Origin of the sequence: Pseudoduganella rivuli, assembly GCF_009674485.1 — a bacterium.
GTDB classification, from domain to species: domain Bacteria; phylum Pseudomonadota; class Gammaproteobacteria; order Burkholderiales; family Burkholderiaceae_D; genus Rugamonas; species Rugamonas rivuli_B.
On record NZ_WKJJ01000009.1, the window covers coordinates 83,768 to 99,963 of the forward strand.

At 62.5% G+C, this 16,196-nt stretch carries 12 protein-coding genes; 7 read left to right on the forward strand and 5 right to left on the reverse strand.

Going from position 1 to position 16,196, the window contains the following annotated elements; translation table 11 throughout:
* Positions 1-66: 66 nt before the first annotated feature.
* Positions 67-798, reverse strand: a complete 732-nt coding sequence (locus tag GJ700_RS15390) for a FadR/GntR family transcriptional regulator (RefSeq protein ID WP_154375339.1) — start codon at positions 796-798, stop codon at positions 67-69.
* A 325-nt stretch (positions 799-1,123) separates the two neighbouring features.
* Here GJ700_RS15390 and GJ700_RS15395 point away from each other — a divergent pair, with 325 nt between their 5' ends.
* The 5 genes from GJ700_RS15395 to GJ700_RS15415 all read left to right on the forward strand — a co-directional run bounded on the left by GJ700_RS15395 (position 1,124) and on the right by GJ700_RS15415 (position 10,969).
* A complete protein-coding gene (locus GJ700_RS15395) occupies positions 1,124-3,010 on the forward strand; it encodes a TOL_0244 family TonB-dependent receptor (protein ID WP_154375341.1) in 1,887 nt (628 codons plus the stop codon).
* The gene (locus tag GJ700_RS15400) at positions 3,007-3,546 is read left to right on the forward strand and encodes a TOL_0243 family YfiR-like periplasmic protein (protein ID WP_154375343.1); all 540 of its coding nucleotides are present in this window, start codon (positions 3,007-3,009) and stop codon (positions 3,544-3,546) included. The genes GJ700_RS15395 and GJ700_RS15400 overlap by 4 nt, the downstream gene beginning before the upstream one ends.
* Positions 3,547-3,548: 2 nt before the next feature.
* A complete protein-coding gene (locus GJ700_RS15405; protein WP_154375345.1) occupies positions 3,549-6,554 on the forward strand; it encodes a sensor histidine kinase, YfiR-like protein-associated in 3,006 nt (1,001 codons plus the stop codon).
* Positions 6,555-6,557: 3 nt separating this feature from the next.
* The gene (locus tag GJ700_RS15410) at positions 6,558-9,161 is read left to right on the forward strand and encodes an EAL domain-containing protein (protein WP_154375347.1); all 2,604 of its coding nucleotides are present in this window, start codon (positions 6,558-6,560) and stop codon (positions 9,159-9,161) included.
* 143 nt (positions 9,162-9,304) lie between these two features.
* Positions 9,305-10,969, forward strand: a complete 1,665-nt coding sequence (locus tag GJ700_RS15415) for an alkaline phosphatase family protein (RefSeq protein WP_154375348.1) — start codon at positions 9,305-9,307, stop codon at positions 10,967-10,969.
* Positions 10,970-11,049: 80 nt separating this feature from the next.
* Here GJ700_RS15415 and GJ700_RS15420 read toward each other — a convergent pair whose 3' ends face one another.
* From GJ700_RS15420 to GJ700_RS15435, 4 genes are all read right to left on the reverse strand, one after another.
* Positions 11,050-11,634: a TerD family protein gene (locus GJ700_RS15420; protein WP_154375350.1), complete on the reverse strand. Its 585-nt coding sequence runs from the start codon at positions 11,632-11,634 to the stop codon at positions 11,050-11,052.
* An 11-nt stretch (positions 11,635-11,645) separates the two neighbouring features.
* Positions 11,646-12,344, reverse strand: coding sequence for a TIGR00266 family protein (locus GJ700_RS15425; RefSeq protein ID WP_154375352.1), 699 nt, complete (start codon positions 12,342-12,344; stop codon positions 11,646-11,648).
* Positions 12,345-12,356: 12 nt separating this feature from the next.
* The gene (locus GJ700_RS15430; RefSeq protein WP_154375354.1) at positions 12,357-12,932 is read right to left on the reverse strand and encodes a TerD family protein; all 576 of its coding nucleotides are present in this window, start codon (positions 12,930-12,932) and stop codon (positions 12,357-12,359) included.
* A gap of 159 nt (positions 12,933-13,091) precedes the next feature.
* Positions 13,092-14,135, reverse strand: a complete 1,044-nt coding sequence (locus GJ700_RS15435) for a DUF475 domain-containing protein (RefSeq protein ID WP_154375357.1) — start codon at positions 14,133-14,135, stop codon at positions 13,092-13,094.
* A 101-nt stretch (positions 14,136-14,236) separates the two neighbouring features.
* Between GJ700_RS15435 and nhaR the strand changes: the two genes are divergently transcribed.
* On the forward strand, positions 14,237-15,133 hold the full coding sequence (nhaR, locus tag GJ700_RS15440) for a transcriptional activator NhaR (RefSeq protein ID WP_154375359.1): 897 nt from the start codon (positions 14,237-14,239) through the stop codon (positions 15,131-15,133).
* A 59-nt stretch (positions 15,134-15,192) separates the two neighbouring features.
* Complete coding sequence (locus GJ700_RS15445; RefSeq protein WP_154375361.1) at positions 15,193-16,191, forward strand: HlyD family secretion protein; 999 nt, start codon at positions 15,193-15,195, stop codon at positions 16,189-16,191.
* The last annotated feature ends 5 nt before the right edge of the window (positions 16,192-16,196 follow it).

Genomic DNA, 16,196 nt, shown 5'->3' on the forward strand with positions numbered 1-16,196 from the left:
TGACATCGTACAACTATAACGATGACGAGGCAAGCGATGAACGTGAATTATTTTCGGGTGTGGCGGTTAGGCGGCGCCGGCGATGCTTTCCTGGGCCTTGCGCAGCCGCTCGCGGCTGTTGGACAGGTGCGTGCGCATGGCCGCGCGGGCCGCTTCCGGGTCCTTGCGGCTGATCGCGTCGTAGATATCCTCGTGTTCGCGGTTGACGCGTTCCAGGTATTGCGCGGGATCGTCATGCGCCAGGTGCGCGGTATTGACGCGGGCGCGGGGAATGATGTGCGTGCCCAGGTCCGTCAGGATATCGACGAAATAGCGGTTGCCCGTGGCTTGCGCGATCAGCAGGTGGAATTGCACGTCCGCTTCCACGGAACCGCCGGAACGGATACGGGCCAGCGCCTCCCCCATCGCCGCCAGTTGCGCGTCGCTGCGCCGCGACGCGGCCAGCCACGCGGCTTCTGTTTCCAGGCTGATACGCAATTCCAGGATGGCCAGCACATCGCCGATGGTGCGCACGGTATCGGCGGAAATACGCAGCGGTTGCGCCGGCGGTTCCAGCACGAAGGTGCCGATGCCGTGTTTGGTTTGCACCAGTCCCGCCGCCTGCAAGTGGGAAATCGCTTCCCGCACCACGGTGCGGGACACGCCATGCATATCCATGATGACCGATTCCGTCGGCAACTTGTCGCCGGGCTTCAGTTCGCCGCCCTTGATGCTTGCCGTGATGGCTTCCACCAATCCTTGCGCAAGGTTGCGGTGGCGTTTCTTCGGAGGCTGGAAGGCGGCGGCGATGTCGTTCATGGCGATGGCGGAGCGGATTTTGTACTTCTTACGATTATAGCAGTTGTATGACGACCATCCGCAAAGGTTTGTTCACGACAATTTTCATATCCGTGTTGCCAATATCCAAAGGGCAAAAACCATTTTCAATAGCTTGCTGCAAGTAGCGACTGCGTAATTCCCTCACGAATGATCTCCCTGCACAGATCGCTAAAAAAAGCATCACAAATTTTCCGCGGATGCACGATTGAACGGCTTTTCCTTTTATCTTCATTTCGATGTTTAATTGGAAACAGCAGCCCCAGAAAATGGCTGCCGGCAGCAATGCCGAAGACAGGAGGTAGGGATGGCAGCGCAAAACCTGATCGTTAAGCGCACCGCATACCTGATGCTGTGCCTGCTGGCGCCGCAGCTGGCGTGCGCGCTGGAAGCGGAACAAAACAATGAATACTTCCAGATGTCGCTGGAAGAATTAAGCGGCTTCCGCGTGACGTCCGTATCGAAGAAAGAAGAACGGCTGGCCGACGCCGCCGCCTCCGTGTACGTGATCACGGCCGACGCCATCCGGCGTTCCGCCGCCCACAGCCTGCCGGAAATCCTGCGGCTTGCGCCCAATCTGCTGGTGGCGCGCATCAGCGCCCAGCAATACGCCATCACGGCGCGCGGGTTCAATTCCAGCACGGCCAACAAGCTGCTGGTCATGATCGATGGCCGCACTGTGTATACGCCGCTGTATTCCGGTGTGTTCTGGGATGCGCAAACCACGATGCTGCCCGATATCGACCGCATCGAAGTCATCAGCGGCCCGGGCGGCACGATCTGGGGCACCAATGCCGTCAATGGCGTCATCAACATCATCACGAAAAACACTGGAAAGACCACCGGCGTCCTGGTGCAGGCAACCGCCAGCGGCGATGTCAGCGGCGTGGCCGTGCGCCAGGGCGGCCAAATGGGAGATGGCCATTACCGCGTGTATGCGGGCGGCGACCGCTGGCAACATGACCAGCGTATCAACGGCGTGCCCCTGTCCGACTCCTGGCGGCGCCAGCAGGCGGGCTTCCGCACCGACTGGCGCGGCGCGCACGGCGACGTCAGCCTGATGGGCGACCTGTACCGGGGTACAGAAAACCTCGGGGGGCCTGTCGAGACCGCGCTTTCCGGCGCCAACCTGCTGTTGCACTGGGAGCGCCCACTGGAGAACGGTGCGCGCTTCAGCATGCAGACTTACCTGGACTATACGGGCCGCGACATCCCCCGCACGTATGGCGAATCGCTGACGACGGCCGATGGCGAAGTGCGCTACACGGTCAGCCGGGGCGGCACGGAAACCGTGATCGGCGCCGGTTACCGGCTGGCCCGCGACAACGTGCGCAATTCTCCCTTGCTGTCCTTCCTGCCCGCGCGGCGCGTGATGCACTGGGCTAACCTGTTCGCGCAGCAGCAGCGCGAACTGGCGCCAGGCTGGCGGCTGATCGGCGGGATCCGGGCGGAATCGAATGACCACACGGGCGTGGAATGGCTGCCCAGTGTCAAGCTGGCCTGGAATCCCGGCGAGCGGCACACGCTGTGGGCCGGCCTGGCGCGCGTGGTGCGTGCGCCATCGCGCCTCGACACGGATTTGTATTCGCCCGCCAAGCCGCCCTATTTCTATGCAGGCGGCGCGAATTTCCAGTCCGAACTGGCCAACAAGGTGGAAATCGGGTGGCGCGCCACACCGCAGCCGTCGCTGACCTGGTCGGCCACGCTGTTCCACAGCCGCGACCACCGCTTGCGCAGCGTGCGCGCCACGGCTGCCGGCAACGTGCTGGATAACCAGATTGCCGCCCGGAGCACGGGCCTGGAAGCGTGGGGCAGCTGGCAACCCGTCGCCGGATGGACGCTGGATGCAGGCGCGCTGGTGCAGCACCAGCAATGGCAAGGACCCGTTGCCGCGGCACCGCCCGGCAACGATCCGCGCCGCCAGTTCAGCGCCGCCTCCAGGTGGAATATCGGCGCCGCCTGGGAAGCCGACGTGGCCGTGCGCCATGTCGGCGCGCTGGCGACACCGGCCGTCCCGGCGTATACGGCAGTGGACTTGCGGCTGGGCTGGCGCGTGTCGCCGACAATGGAATTGCGCCTGAGCGGAACCGACCTGTTCCATAAGGGACACGTGGAATTCCGCTCCAGCGCGACCACCGTTCCCATACGCATCGAACGCACGGTGGCGCTGACCTTGACGGTGAACTTGCCATGATCACGACCCGCCGCACGTTCCCGTTGATGGCCGCCATGCTGTGGGCGGCGGCGGCCGATGCGGCAGACACTGCGCAGGCCGACGCGGAAGCGAAGATCAAGGCCAGCTATATCTACAAGCTGGCCGCCTATATCGACTGGCCGTCCACCGATGTGGGCGCACCATTTACGATTGGCATCATCGACGCCGACAACGTGGCGGAAGAGCTGAAGAAACTGAGCGCCGCCTATCCGCTTAAAAGTCGCCCGGTCCAGGTGCGCCAGCTCGCAGCGGGCGCCGCTCTGTCCGGTTTGCAATTACTGTATATCGGCGAGCACTCGGCGCGCAATGCGCGTAACCTGTTTGACAGCATCGCCACGCTGCCGGTTCTGACCATGACGGAATCGGCCGGCGCATTGGCGGCCGGCAGCATCATCAACCTGGTGCAGGTTGATGAACGCATCCGCTTCGAAGTATCGCTGTCCCATGCGGAAGCGCGCCGCCTGAAAATCAGTTCGCGCCTGCTGGACGTGGCTTACCGGATCGAAGGACGTTGATCATGAAACGCTTACTGCACGTACGCTCCATCAGCAAGAAACTGCTGTTGCTGGTGCTGGCGGCCAATCTCAGCACGTTGCTGATGGCAGGCGCCGCCCTGCTCTACCACGATTTCCACGAAGCACGCGCCAAGACCGCGGCGGAACTCAATGCGCTGGCAAACCTGCTGGGCCAGGGCAGCGTCACGGCGCTGGAATTTTCCGACGCCAAGGTTGCCAGTGAGAACTTGGCGAATTTGCGGGCGGCGCAAAACGTCACGGCGGCCGCCATCTATACCAGCAAAGGCGCGCTGTTTGCCAGCTATGCGCGCGATCCGGCGCAAGCGAAGCTGCTACCTGCGAAACCGGGCACCGACGGCGTGTATTTCAATGGTGCGGAATTGACGATCTTTAAGGCCATCGCCGGCACCCAGGAACCGGTGGGCACGGTCTTCGTCAAGGAACAGCATGACTTGTCCGGCTGGCTGCGCGATTACCTGGTCATCCTGGGCGCCGTGCTGCTGGCCAGCCTGGCGTTCGGCTTGGCAATTTCCACGCGGCTACAGCGCTGGATTTCCGGCCCCGTGCTGGCGGTGGCCGACGTTGCGCACCAGGTGATGGAGCGGCACGACTTCAAATTACGCGCGCCGAAGACCACGGAAGATGAAGTGGGCCAGCTGGCCGACGCATTCAACGGCATGCTGCAGACGCTGGAACATGAAATGGCGGAACGCAATGCGGCGGAACTGGCCGTGCGCACGCTGAATGAAGACCTGGAACGGCGCGTGCATGAACGCACGGCGGAATTGGAAGTGGTCAATAAAAACTTGCAGGTGCGCACCGATGAAGCGGAAAGCGCCAACCGCGCCAAGGCCGACTTCCTGGCCAACATGAGCCATGAAATCCGCACGCCGATGAACGGCATCCTTGGCCTGGCGTACTTGCTGGACCGGCGCCACCTTGACAACGAATCGTCGGAAATGGTGCGCAAGATCCGCAACGCGGGCCGCTCGCTGCAAGCCATCATCAATGACATTCTCGATTTTTCCAAGATCGAAGCGGGCCGGCTGGAAATCGAACACACGCCGTTCCGGCTGGCCGATGTCTGCGACAACCTGGCCGCCATCATGGCCGCCAACGCGGGCAACAAGGAAATCGAACTGGCGATCGCTCCCGCGCCTTACATCGGCGGCAACGTGCTGGGCGATGCGCTGCGGCTGGAACAAATCCTGATCAACCTGACGGGCAACGCCATCAAGTTCACGGAACGGGGCGGTGTGAAAGTCAGCATGACGCTGCTGTCGCAGGACGAGCGTACCGCCACCGTGCGTTTTGCCGTCAGCGACACCGGCATCGGCATCCCGCTCGACAAGCAGGCGCACATCTTTTCCGCGTTTTCACAGGCCGATGCGTCGACCACCCGGCGCTTTGGCGGCACCGGCCTGGGCTTGACGATTTGCCGCCGGCTGGTGGAAAAAATGGGGGGCAACATTGGTGTCATCAGCAGTCCCGGCAAAGGCAGCGAATTCTGGTTCACGGTGCCGTTCCCATGGGTGCAGGACACGGAATTCGCCCCGTCGGAACTGGCGCAGCTCGATATCCTGGTGGCGGACGACAGCGACATCGCGCGGGAAAACCTGGTGCAGACAGTGCGTTCCGTGGGCTGGAACGCCACCATGGTCGACAGCGGCGAAGCCGCATTACAAAAGGTGATGTCGCGGCAGGCGCAGCATGGCCATTACGACGTGATGCTGGTGGACTGGAAAATGCCGGGCATCGACGGACTGGAACTGGCGACGCGCCTGCGCAACACCTTGCACGACACGTCCACGCCCATCGTGCTGATGGTGACGGCATTTTCGCAGGACGAATTGCTGCGCCAGCCGAACATCGATTGCGTCGATGGCGTGTTGAGCAAGCCGGTCACCAGTTCCGCGCTGTACAACGGCGTGGCCAATGCGATGCAGCGCCGGGGCGGCGCCATCCCCGCCACCGTGCCGGCGGCGGACAACCAGCGCATCTCCGGCATGCGCGTGCTGGTGGTGGACGACAGCGACATCAACCGCGAAGTGGCGCTGCGGATCTTGCAGGCGGAAGGCGCGCACGTGGAACTGGCCAATGATGGCGCTTCCGCGCTGGGCTGGCTGTGCGCCAACCCGAATGGGGTCGATATCGTCCTGATGGATGTGCAAATGCCGGGCATGGATGGCTACGAAGCGACACGGCGCCTGCGCTCCACACAAGCGGGCCGCGACTTGCCCGTGATTGCGCTGACGGCGGGCGCGTTCAAGAACCAGCAGGACGCGGCGCGGGCGGCCGGCATGGATGCCTTTGTCGCCAAGCCGTTCAACGTCGATGATTTGATCGCCACCATCCTGCGCCTGACCAAAGATCAGGACGGCGCGGCTGCGGCATCCGCGAAACCCGCTGCCGCACCGCAAGCGACCGCCGACGTCTGGCCCGGCATCGCATTGCAGCAAGGCCTGGCGACGTGGCGCGATGAAACCGCCTACCGCAAGTTCCTGCGCAAATTCGCCGCCGACTATGGCCGCAGCGGCGCGCAGCTGGAAACCTGGTATGCGCAAGGCGATACGGCTGCGGCGCAGGCCCTGACCCACAAACTGAAAGGCGCCGCGGCCAGCCTGTCGCTGACGGACGTGGCGCGCACGGCGGGCGACCTGGAACTGGCCGAGCATGAAGGGGGCGATATCGCGACGGCCTTGCGCGCGCTGCAGGATGCGCTGGCAATTGCCTGTGCGTCGATCATCGCCTATGCCGGCGCCGACACCGCCCCCTCGCCAGAGATGTCAGGCGGCGGCGATACTGGCGCCCTGTTGCGCGAATTGCTGCTGGCGCTGGACACCGATTCGCCTGACCGCGCCAGCGCCGTATTGAACCGGCTGGCGCCGCTGATTTCCAGCAGCGCCACCGCGCAAATACGCGGCCGTATCGACGATTTCGACTTCCGCGCCGCGGAAGCGCTGGCCCTGGGCCTGGTGACCGAACTGGGGCTTGAATTGGAGGAGTAGGACATGTTACCGGGACCGATTTTGATTGTCGACGACGAACCCAGCAACCTTGCTGTACTCAAGCAAATCCTGGGCGACACTTATACGCTTGCCTTCGCGCGCAATGGCGTCGATGGCCTGGCTGCAGCGCACAAGCATCGGCCCATCCTGGTCTTGCTCGACGTACAGATGCCTGGAATGGATGGCTATGCAGTGTGCCGCGCACTGAAGAGCGACCCGCGGACGGAAGACACGCCCGTGATCTTCGTGTCGTCGATGGGGGAAGTCGGTGACGAAGCGGCCGGCTTCGCATGCGGCGCCGTCGACTACCTGACCAAGCCCGTGTCGCCCGCCATCGTGCATGCGCGCGTGCGCACCCACCTGTCGCTGGTGCGCGCGGCCGCGCTGGAACAGGAGCAGGCCAAGACTGCGCGCCTGAGCCGCATCCACGCGGTACTGTCGGGCACCAACAGCGCCATCGTCCGTATCCACCAGCCGCAACCACTGCTGCAGGAAGCTTGCCGGATTGCCGTATCCCACGGCGGCTTCGGACTGGCGTGGATCGGTGTGGCCGGCCCCACTGGCAAGATCGCGGTCACCGCATCCGAAGGCGAGGCCGCCGGCCAGGCCGACGTGCAGCAATCCGCTTCGGGCGTGATTCGCCATCTGCTGGGCGGCGGCGCGACGGTGGTTTGCAACGACGTGCGCAGCCCGGATGGGTTTCCCCAGTGTTGCGAGGATGCCGAGGCGCGCGGTTTCGGCTCCATGGTGGGCTTGCCCCTGCATTCGCCACGGGGCGTCAACGGCGCGATGCTGCTGTATGCACAGGGAACCGATATTTTCGACCCTGAAGAAATGAAATTGCTGGGCGAACTGGCGGGCGACATCGTGTTTGCGCTCGATGCCATTGCCAACGAACAGCGCGCCAACTACCTGTCGTATTACGATGCGCTGACAGGTTTGCCGAACATGGAACTGTTCCTGGACCGGCTGGAACAGATCGAACAAAACGCGTTCCACAGCGGCGGCGGCGCCTTCGTCATCGTGTTGAACCTGGAACGCTTCAAACAGGTCAATGACACGGTGGGCCGGCATGGCGGCGACGAGGTGTTGCGCGTGATTGCGCGGCGGCTGGGCGAAGACCTGGGGCGGCAGTGCACGGTGGCGCGGGTGGGCGCCGACAACTTTGCCGTGGCCGGCGAGCGCGGCATCGATGAAAACGTCAACGCGCTGTGCGCCACCCTGCTCAACCTCGTCAGCGAACCCATGACGGTGCACGGCTCGACCCTGCAATTGGCGGCGCGCCTGGGCGTCTCCGTGTACCCGGCCGACGCCAGCGATTCGGAATCGCTGTTCAAGAACGCGGAAGCGGCGCTACGGCAAACCAAGGCGGTGCTGGCGCGCTTCCAGTACTACTCGCAGGAATTGAACGCACGGCTGGCGGAAAAAGCGGAACTGGAACGCTTGCTGAAGGAAGCCATCGACGGCGGCCAGTTCACCATGTATTACCAGCCGAAAGTGGACTTGCACACCGGTCAGATCGGCGGCGCGGAAGCGCTGATCCGCTGGCAGCACCCGGTCATGGGCACCGTGTCTCCCGACCGCTTCATCCCGCTGGCCGAAGAAACCGGCTTGATCGTCCCCATCGGCGACTGGGTGATCCGCGCCGTGTGCGCGCAACAGGCACAATGGCAACGCGAAGGCCAGCGCATCGTGCCGGTGGCGGTCAACCTGTCGGCGCTGCAATTCCGTGAAAGCAATGTGCTGCAAATCATTTCCGGCGCGCTGGAACAGCATGGCCTGGACCCGCGCTGGCTGGAAGTGGAATTGACGGAATCGCTGGTCATGCATGATCCACATGCGGCGCAGCAAACCATGCGTGATTTTGGCAAACTGGGCTTGCACATTTCGCTGGACGATTTCGGCACCGGCTATTCGTCGCTGGCCTACCTGAAGCGCTTCCCCTTCCAATACGTGAAAATCGACCGCGCCTTTGTCACGGAAATCAGCAACAACCCGGACGATGCCGCCATCGCCACCGCCATCATCGCCATGGCGCACAGCCTGCGCATGAGTGTGATTGCGGAAGGCGTGGAATCGGAAGCGCAAATGCAATTCCTGCGGTCGCGCCAGTGCGATTACCTGCAGGGCTATTACTTCAGCCGCCCCTTGCAGGCGGCGGAATTCAACAAGATAGTCCAGGATAGCAAACAATTGCCCTTGGCCAGCGACCTGGACAGGCCGGAACACACGCTGCTCCTCGTCGATGACGATGAAGCACTCCTGGCCGGCATGCAGCGCACTCTGCGGGGTGAAGGCTACCGCATCCTGTGCGCCACCTCCGCGTCCGAAGCCATGGACTTGCTGGCGCTGCAGCCGGTCCAGGTCATCGTCTGCAACCAGCTGGCGCAGAAACCGGACCGCAAACCGGTGCTGGGTTCCGCCGCGCGCATGTACCCGGACACCATGCGCATCGCGCTGAGCAGCCAGCAACAACTGGGCGCCGTGCTGGATGCGGTCAACAGGGGAGAAATCTACCGTTTCCTGACCAAGCCATGGGATGAAGACATCCTCAAGCGCACCATCCGGGAAGCATTCCAGCGCTACCGGCCCGCCGTCTGCGCCTGAACCCGCCCTCCCCGCGAAGGCGGGGAGCAGGTGGGACGTCCGCGGCCGATTGTCCGCTTGTCCATTGGCCCGCGTGTCATTACTATTCAACATTGCCGCCCTATCATGGCGGCTTCCCGTCGACCAACCTGTCCAGCCTACGAATGCCTACACTGACCCGGTGTTTCACCCTGCTTGCCCCCCTTTCCCTGTCCATCGCGGCCCATGCAGCCGCCCCGGCCCCGTCGCCATCGCCCAAGCTGGTGGTGGTCATGGTGGTCGACGGCCTGCCCAATGAACAAGTGCTGCGCTACCGCAGCCAGTTCGGCGCGGGCGGTTTCCGCCGCCTGATGGAACAAGGCGCCTACTTCCAGAACGCGCACCAGGCCCATGGCGTGACAGTGACGGCGGTCGGCCATGCGGCCGTGCTGACGGGGGCGTATCCGTACATGCACGGCATCGTCGGCAATAACTGGGTCAACCCGGCCACCAAAGAAAGCATGTATTGCACCGAAGACCGGACCCATACCTATTTGGGCGTGAAGACGCAGCCGTCCGACGGCACGTCGCCGCGCAACCTGCGCGTCAACACGGTGGGCGACGAACTACGCTACAGCAATGGCAACCAGTCGAAAGTTGTCACGGTCTCCGGCAAGGACCGGGGCGCCATCCTGTTGGCGGGCAAAGCCGGCACCGCCTATATGTACGCGGACGATACCGGCCAGTTCATGACGTCGTCGTATTACATGGCGTCGTACCCGCAATGGGTCACGCGCTTCAACGACGCGAAACCGGCGGACCAGTTCTATGGCAAGAACTGGACGCCGCTGCTGCCGCCGGCGGCGTACGAACACGATGCCGACGACGACCTGGTGGCGCCGCGCGCAGGGGGGGAAGAGCGCAACCGCTTCCCGTTTGCCATGGCCAGCGAGTCCGGCCAGCTCGACGCGAAATATTACAACCGTCTGCGCTCGTCGCCGTTCCTCGACAAGCTGACCCTGGACTTCGCGCGCGCCGCGATTGCCGGTGAAAACCTGGGCAAGAACCCGGCCGGCGTGCCGGACGTGCTGGGCATCAGCCTGTCCAGCCACGATTACATCAACCACGCGTACGGGCCGGAAAGCCGCGCCTCGCACGACCATTTACAGCAACTGGACCGCCTGCTGGCGGGCTTCTTTACGGACCTGGACAAGACCGTCGGCCTGGAGAACACCCTCGTCGTGCTGACGGCCGACCATGGGTTCCCGAATACGCCGGAGTTTTACCAGTCCCGCAAATTCGATGCCGGCCGCGTCGATGGCAAAAAACTGGTGGCCGACCTCGACGCCCACCTGGCCGCCACGTTCAAGCTGACCAAACCCGTCACCGCCTACCTGCTGCCGAATATCCACCTCGACTATGAACAGATCGCGCAGGCCGGCCTGAAACGCGAAGACGTGGAACAGGCCGCCGTGCGCTGGCTGGCCAAACAGCCCGGCATCGCCGACGCGTATGGCCGCACGCAACTGGAAAACGGCACGGTGCCCCGCACCCGCATCGGCACGCTGATGCAGCGCGCGTGGAACCGCGACAATTCCGGCGACGTGCTGCTGGTGATGAAGCCGTACTGGATCATCGGCGGCGGCAAACATGGCACCACCCACGGCGCACCGTATGCCTACGACACCAACGTGCCGCTGTTCATGATGGGCAAGCAATGGATCAAACCGGGAGCGAGCGGCGTCTACACGGAAGTGCAGGACATCGCACCGACCTTGTCCTACCTGCTGAAAGTGCGTCCGCCAGCGGGCGCGGAAGGCCGCGTACTGGCGGAGTTCCTGCAAAAATAAAAAAAACGGCAGCCCCCTCTGACAAAGGCTGCCGCGAAAGAGACGCGCCATGGGGAACGCGCCCCGGGAACGCTTTACGGTTAGTTCAGGTGCGCCGCGATTTGCGGCAGCAATTCATCGAACGTGCGGCCGGTGCCGTTTTCACCGATCGCATGCATTTTCCATTCGCCGTTGTGGCGGTACAGCTTGGCCATGATTTGCGCCGAGTGGTTGCCCTGCACGGACAGGTTGAAACGCGCGACTTCCTTGCCGTCGGCCGCGTTGATCAGGCGGCAGTAGGCGTTTTCCACTTGCGCGAAGCTCTGGCCCGTGAAGCTGTTGACGGTGAAGACGATGCTCTTCACGTCGGCCGGCACCGACGACAGCGACACGCTGATCTGTTCATCGTCGCCATCGCCGGCGCCCGTGCGGTTGTCGCCCGAGTGGTTGATACTGCCGTCACGGCTCTTCAACTGGCGGAACCACACCACGTCCAGCGGACGGTTGTTGGTGTCGAACAGGACGCACGAGGCGTCGAGGTCGATTTCCGCCTTGCTGCCGCCGAAACCAAAGAACCCCTTGGATTTGACGGCATCCCAGCCCAGGCCCATCACCACGCGGGACAACGTGCTGCCCGCTTCTTTGTCCAGAGAAATCTTCTGGCCCTTTTGCAAATTCACTGACATAACACCTCCTGTTACGAACTTTGAGGACCGCGCACCCAGGCCAGGAAGCCATTGCGGTTACGCGAACACACGAGGATCTTTCCCTGACCCGAGAAGCGCAGCACCATCCCTTCGCCGCTGGTCACACTGTTGACCAGGTTGCCGAAGAAGCCGCTGCTGCGGTTGGTCGTCACCGACATTTCATAGTGCAGGCTGCTGTCCCAGCACACCACGTGCGAGTTGTCGATGATGACGTCCTTGCCTGGCGCCACGTCCAATAAGGAAATGGAACCGAAGCCCGATACCGCCACCTGGCCGCTGCCCGACGTTTCCGTGATGAAGAAACCGCCGGACTGGGCGAACAGCGCGTTGCCCAGGCTTTGCGTGCGCACATTCAGTTGCACGCTGGAGCTGGCAGCGACGAATGCGCCGTCGCTGATCATGTATTGCCGCTGGCCCACGTCCATCACTTGCATGGCGCCCGGCAAGGTCGGCGACAGCAGGCAATCGCCATCGCCCTTGGTTGCTTCAATATGCTGCTGGAAGAACGATTCACCGTTGGCAAAGGTGCGCATCAACGCGCTGCCCAGCCCACCGCTCATGCGGCCTTTCAGCTCCAGGTTGGACTCCATCATGACCATGGCATCCGATTCGCAATAAATCTTTTCGCCATGGCGCATCGAGACATGCAGGAAGGGATCGACATCCCCTGTCACGGTAAATACTGGCATGATCTCTTACCGTTAAACGTTCACGCCGAACGACGACGCCAGTGCGCCCAGGCCGCCTTTGTAACCCTGGCCGACCGCGCGGAATTTCCAGTCGCTGCCGTTGCGATAGACTTCGCCAAAGACCAGCGAGGTTTCAACGGAACCGTCTTCCGACAAGTCGAAGCGGGCGATTTCCTGGCCGTTGGCCGCGTTCACGCAGCGTACGAAGGCTTTCTGGACCTGGCCGAAGTTCTGGCGGCGCGCTTCCGCTTCGTGGATCGTCACGCACACGGAAATCTTCTCGATTTCAGCAGGCACTTTCGACAGTTCCACGGTCACGGTTTCATCGTCGCCTTCGCCGGCGCCGGTGCGGTTGTCGCCCGAGTGGGTCACGGAACCGTCGGACGATTTCAGGTTGTTGTAGAAGATGAAGTCATTGTCGCCGCGTACTTTCCCATCCGCTTTCAGCAGGAAGGCCGAGCTGTCGATGTCGAATGCGGCGCCGTCGGTGTTGCGGACATCCCAGCCCAGGCCCACGACCAGTTTCGACAGGCCGGGAGCTTCTTTGCTCAGGTTGACGTTACCGCCTTTTTGCAGACTGATTGCCATGATGTGTTACTCCTATGAAGTTTTAACTCAAGTGTCTGAACACCTTGCTGCATCAGCGGCGGGCCGGTGTTCAATGGGCACGCCGCTATTCTTGTTACCGACTGCTCAAACAGCAGCCAGCGCTTGTTTCTTGTACCGGATCGACGACCAAAGTGAATCTCACGCTATGGTTAGCGCCTGCCGTTTCTTATACTGGACCGACGACCAAAGCGACGCGCCAATGAAAGCCACACCAATCAAGCCCGTGAAGATTTCCGGGATGTGGAACTTGATCGACAGCAGCATGATCACGGCCAGGATGCCGATGGCGTAGTGCGCGCCGTGCTCCAGGTACACAAATTCATCCAGCGTGCCTTTCTCCACCAGGTAAATCGTCAGCGAACGGACGAACATCGCGCCAATCGCCAGGCCCAGCATGATGATCACGACGTCATTCGTGATGGCAAACGCGCCAATCACACCGTCGAAACTGAACGACGCATCCAGCACTTCCAGGTACAGGAAACCGCCGATACCGCCGCGTTTGACCATGTCGCCCACGTTGGTGCCGCCTTCTTCTTCCGCTTCCAGCAGGCTGGACAAACCATCCACCGCCACGTAAATCAGCACGCCCCACAGGCCGGCGATCAGCACGATCAATTTCTGACCTTCTTCCACCATGCCCAGGCAAGCCAGCAATGCGCCGATGGTGACCATGACGGAGACCGACGACATCTTGCCCAGCGAACCCAGCTTCTTCTCGAAGTTGCCCAGCCAGTGGGTTTCCTTTTCCTTATCCAGCAGGAAGTTCAGGAACACCAGCAACAGGAACGCGCCGCCAAATGCCGCCACTTCCGCGTGGTGATTGGTCAGGTGCATCGAATACGCTTTCGGGTCGTTCAGCGCCAAGGTCCAGACTTCCGCCAGACTGATATCGGCCGCCACCGCGACAATCACCAGCGGGAACAGCAAGCGCATACCAAACACGGCGATGATGATGCCCACGCCCAGGAACAGTTTTTTCCAGAACGCGTCCCACGTTTTCAAGACGGAGGCGTTCACCACCGCGTTGTCGAACGACAGCGATACTTCCATCACGGCGAGAATCACCGCGATACCCAGCGCCGTCAGTGCGCCGCCCCAGCCCGTGTGCTGGTATCCCCACCAGCCTGCAACCGCAAGGCAGATGAAGGAGACAATGAATGAAACCCTGAAATGTTTCATTGTTTTTTCCTTTCGTGTTGATCAATGTCAGGCAGTGTAAAGAAAACACGCGAATAGAAAAATGGAAGATAATCGAAGGATTACTTCGCAAAAACAGAACCATGAAAACCGCAGGCATCAACTTCAGGCATCTTTATTTCTTCTGGGCAGTGGCAAAGGAAGGCAGCGTGACGCGCGCCGCCGAGCGCCTCGGGCTGGCGATCCAGACTGTCAGCACGCAACTGGCGTTGCTGGACCAGTCGCTGGGCAAGGCGCTCTTAACCCAGCAGGGCCGCCGCCTGGTGCCGACCGAAGCGGGCCGCGTGGCGCTGGATTACGCGGACCAGATTTTTCAACTGGAAGACCAGTTGCAGCAGGCGCTGTCCGATGTGGATGCGGGCCGCATGCGGTTGACGGTCGGCATTTCCGATTCGCTGCCCAAGCTGGTGGCCTATCACTTGCTGGCCACGACGCAGGCACTGGAAAAGCCTGTCAAGCTGATCTGTATGGAAGATGAATATGATGCGCTGCTGGCCGACCTGGCGCTGAACAAGCTCGACGTGGTGTTGACGGACCGCGCCGTGCGCGCCACACCGAGCTTGCGCGTGTTCAGCCACCTGTTGATGGAGAGCCAGATGCAGTTATACGGCGTGCCCAAACTGGCGCGCCGCTACCGGCGCAACTTCCCCCTTAGCCTGCATGGCGCGCCGTTGCTGATGCCGACGCGGAACAATGCGCTGCGGGGCCGCATCGACGCATGGTTCGTGCAGCACGGTGTGCGGCCCGACGTGGTGGGGGAATTTGAAGACAATGCGATGCTGAACACCTTTGGCCGCAACGGCATGGGATTGTTCTTTGCCCCCGCCGTACTGGCGCAGGACATGCGCGAACAGTTCGACGTGGACCTGGTGGGACAGGCGCCGGAATTGCGCGAACAGTTTTATGCGATTTCCAACGAGCGCAAGATCAAGCACCCGGCAGTGGAGGCGATCCTGGAATCCTTGCAGGCAATGTCGTAACGCAACGCAAGGCCCGGGAGTATCATTTTGGAATGCTGACTTGCGCGAGGGGTTGTATTTTGAACAAGAGACCCATCATTGCCGCCGCCGTGCTGTCGCTGATCGCCCTTGGCTGGGCCGCGTGGCATGTCACCCGCCCCGCTCCTGGCGCGGGGCCGCTGGTGTTGTATGGCAATGTGGATGTGCGCCAGGTGTCGCTGGCGTTCAATGGCAGCGAACGCATCGCCAGCCTGGCCGTGCAGGAAGGCGACCATGTGCGCGCCGGGCAAGCGCTGGGTAAACTCGACACGAAGACCCTGGAACTGAAGCTGCAGCAAGCCCGCGCGCAATCGGAAGCCCGCGTCCAGGCGCTGCACCGGTTGCAAACCGGCAGCCGCCCGGAAGAAGTGGCGCAGGCGCGCTCCCACACGGCGGCATTGCAGGCGGAAGCGGAATTCGCGCAGCAACAGTTGAACCGGTTGACGTCGCTGCAACGGCAAATGGCGGGCGCCGTCAGCCAGCAGGATATCGACAATGCCGCCGCGCGCCGCAAGGCCACGCAGGCGCAGGTGGAAGGCGCGCGCAAGGCGCAGGAACTGGTGCAGACCGGGCCGCGCAAGGAAGACATCGCCCAGGCGCAGGCGCAGGTGGAGGCAGCGCGCGCCGATATCGCCCTGCTGGAACACCAGTTGGCCGAAAGCACGCTGACGGCGCCGCAGGCAGGCGTGGTGCGGGCGCGGCTGATGGAAGCGGGTGACATGGCATCGCCGCAGCGCCCCGTTTATACGCTGGCCATCACGGACCCGAAATGGGTGCGCGCTTATGTCAGCGAAGCCGACCTGGCGTGGGTGAAACCCGGCGTGGCCGCCGCCATCGCGATAGACAGCCTGCCAGGAAAAGCCATCGCCGGCCGCGTCGGTTACGTGTCGTCGGTGGCGGAATTCACGCCGAAGACCGTGCAAACGGAGGAATTGCGCACGTCGCTGGTGTATGAAGTGCGCGTGCTGGCGGAAGACAAGGAAGACCGCCTGCGGTTGGGCATGCCCGCCACGGTGCGGCTGGCGCGCGGCGACCGTTGAGTGCA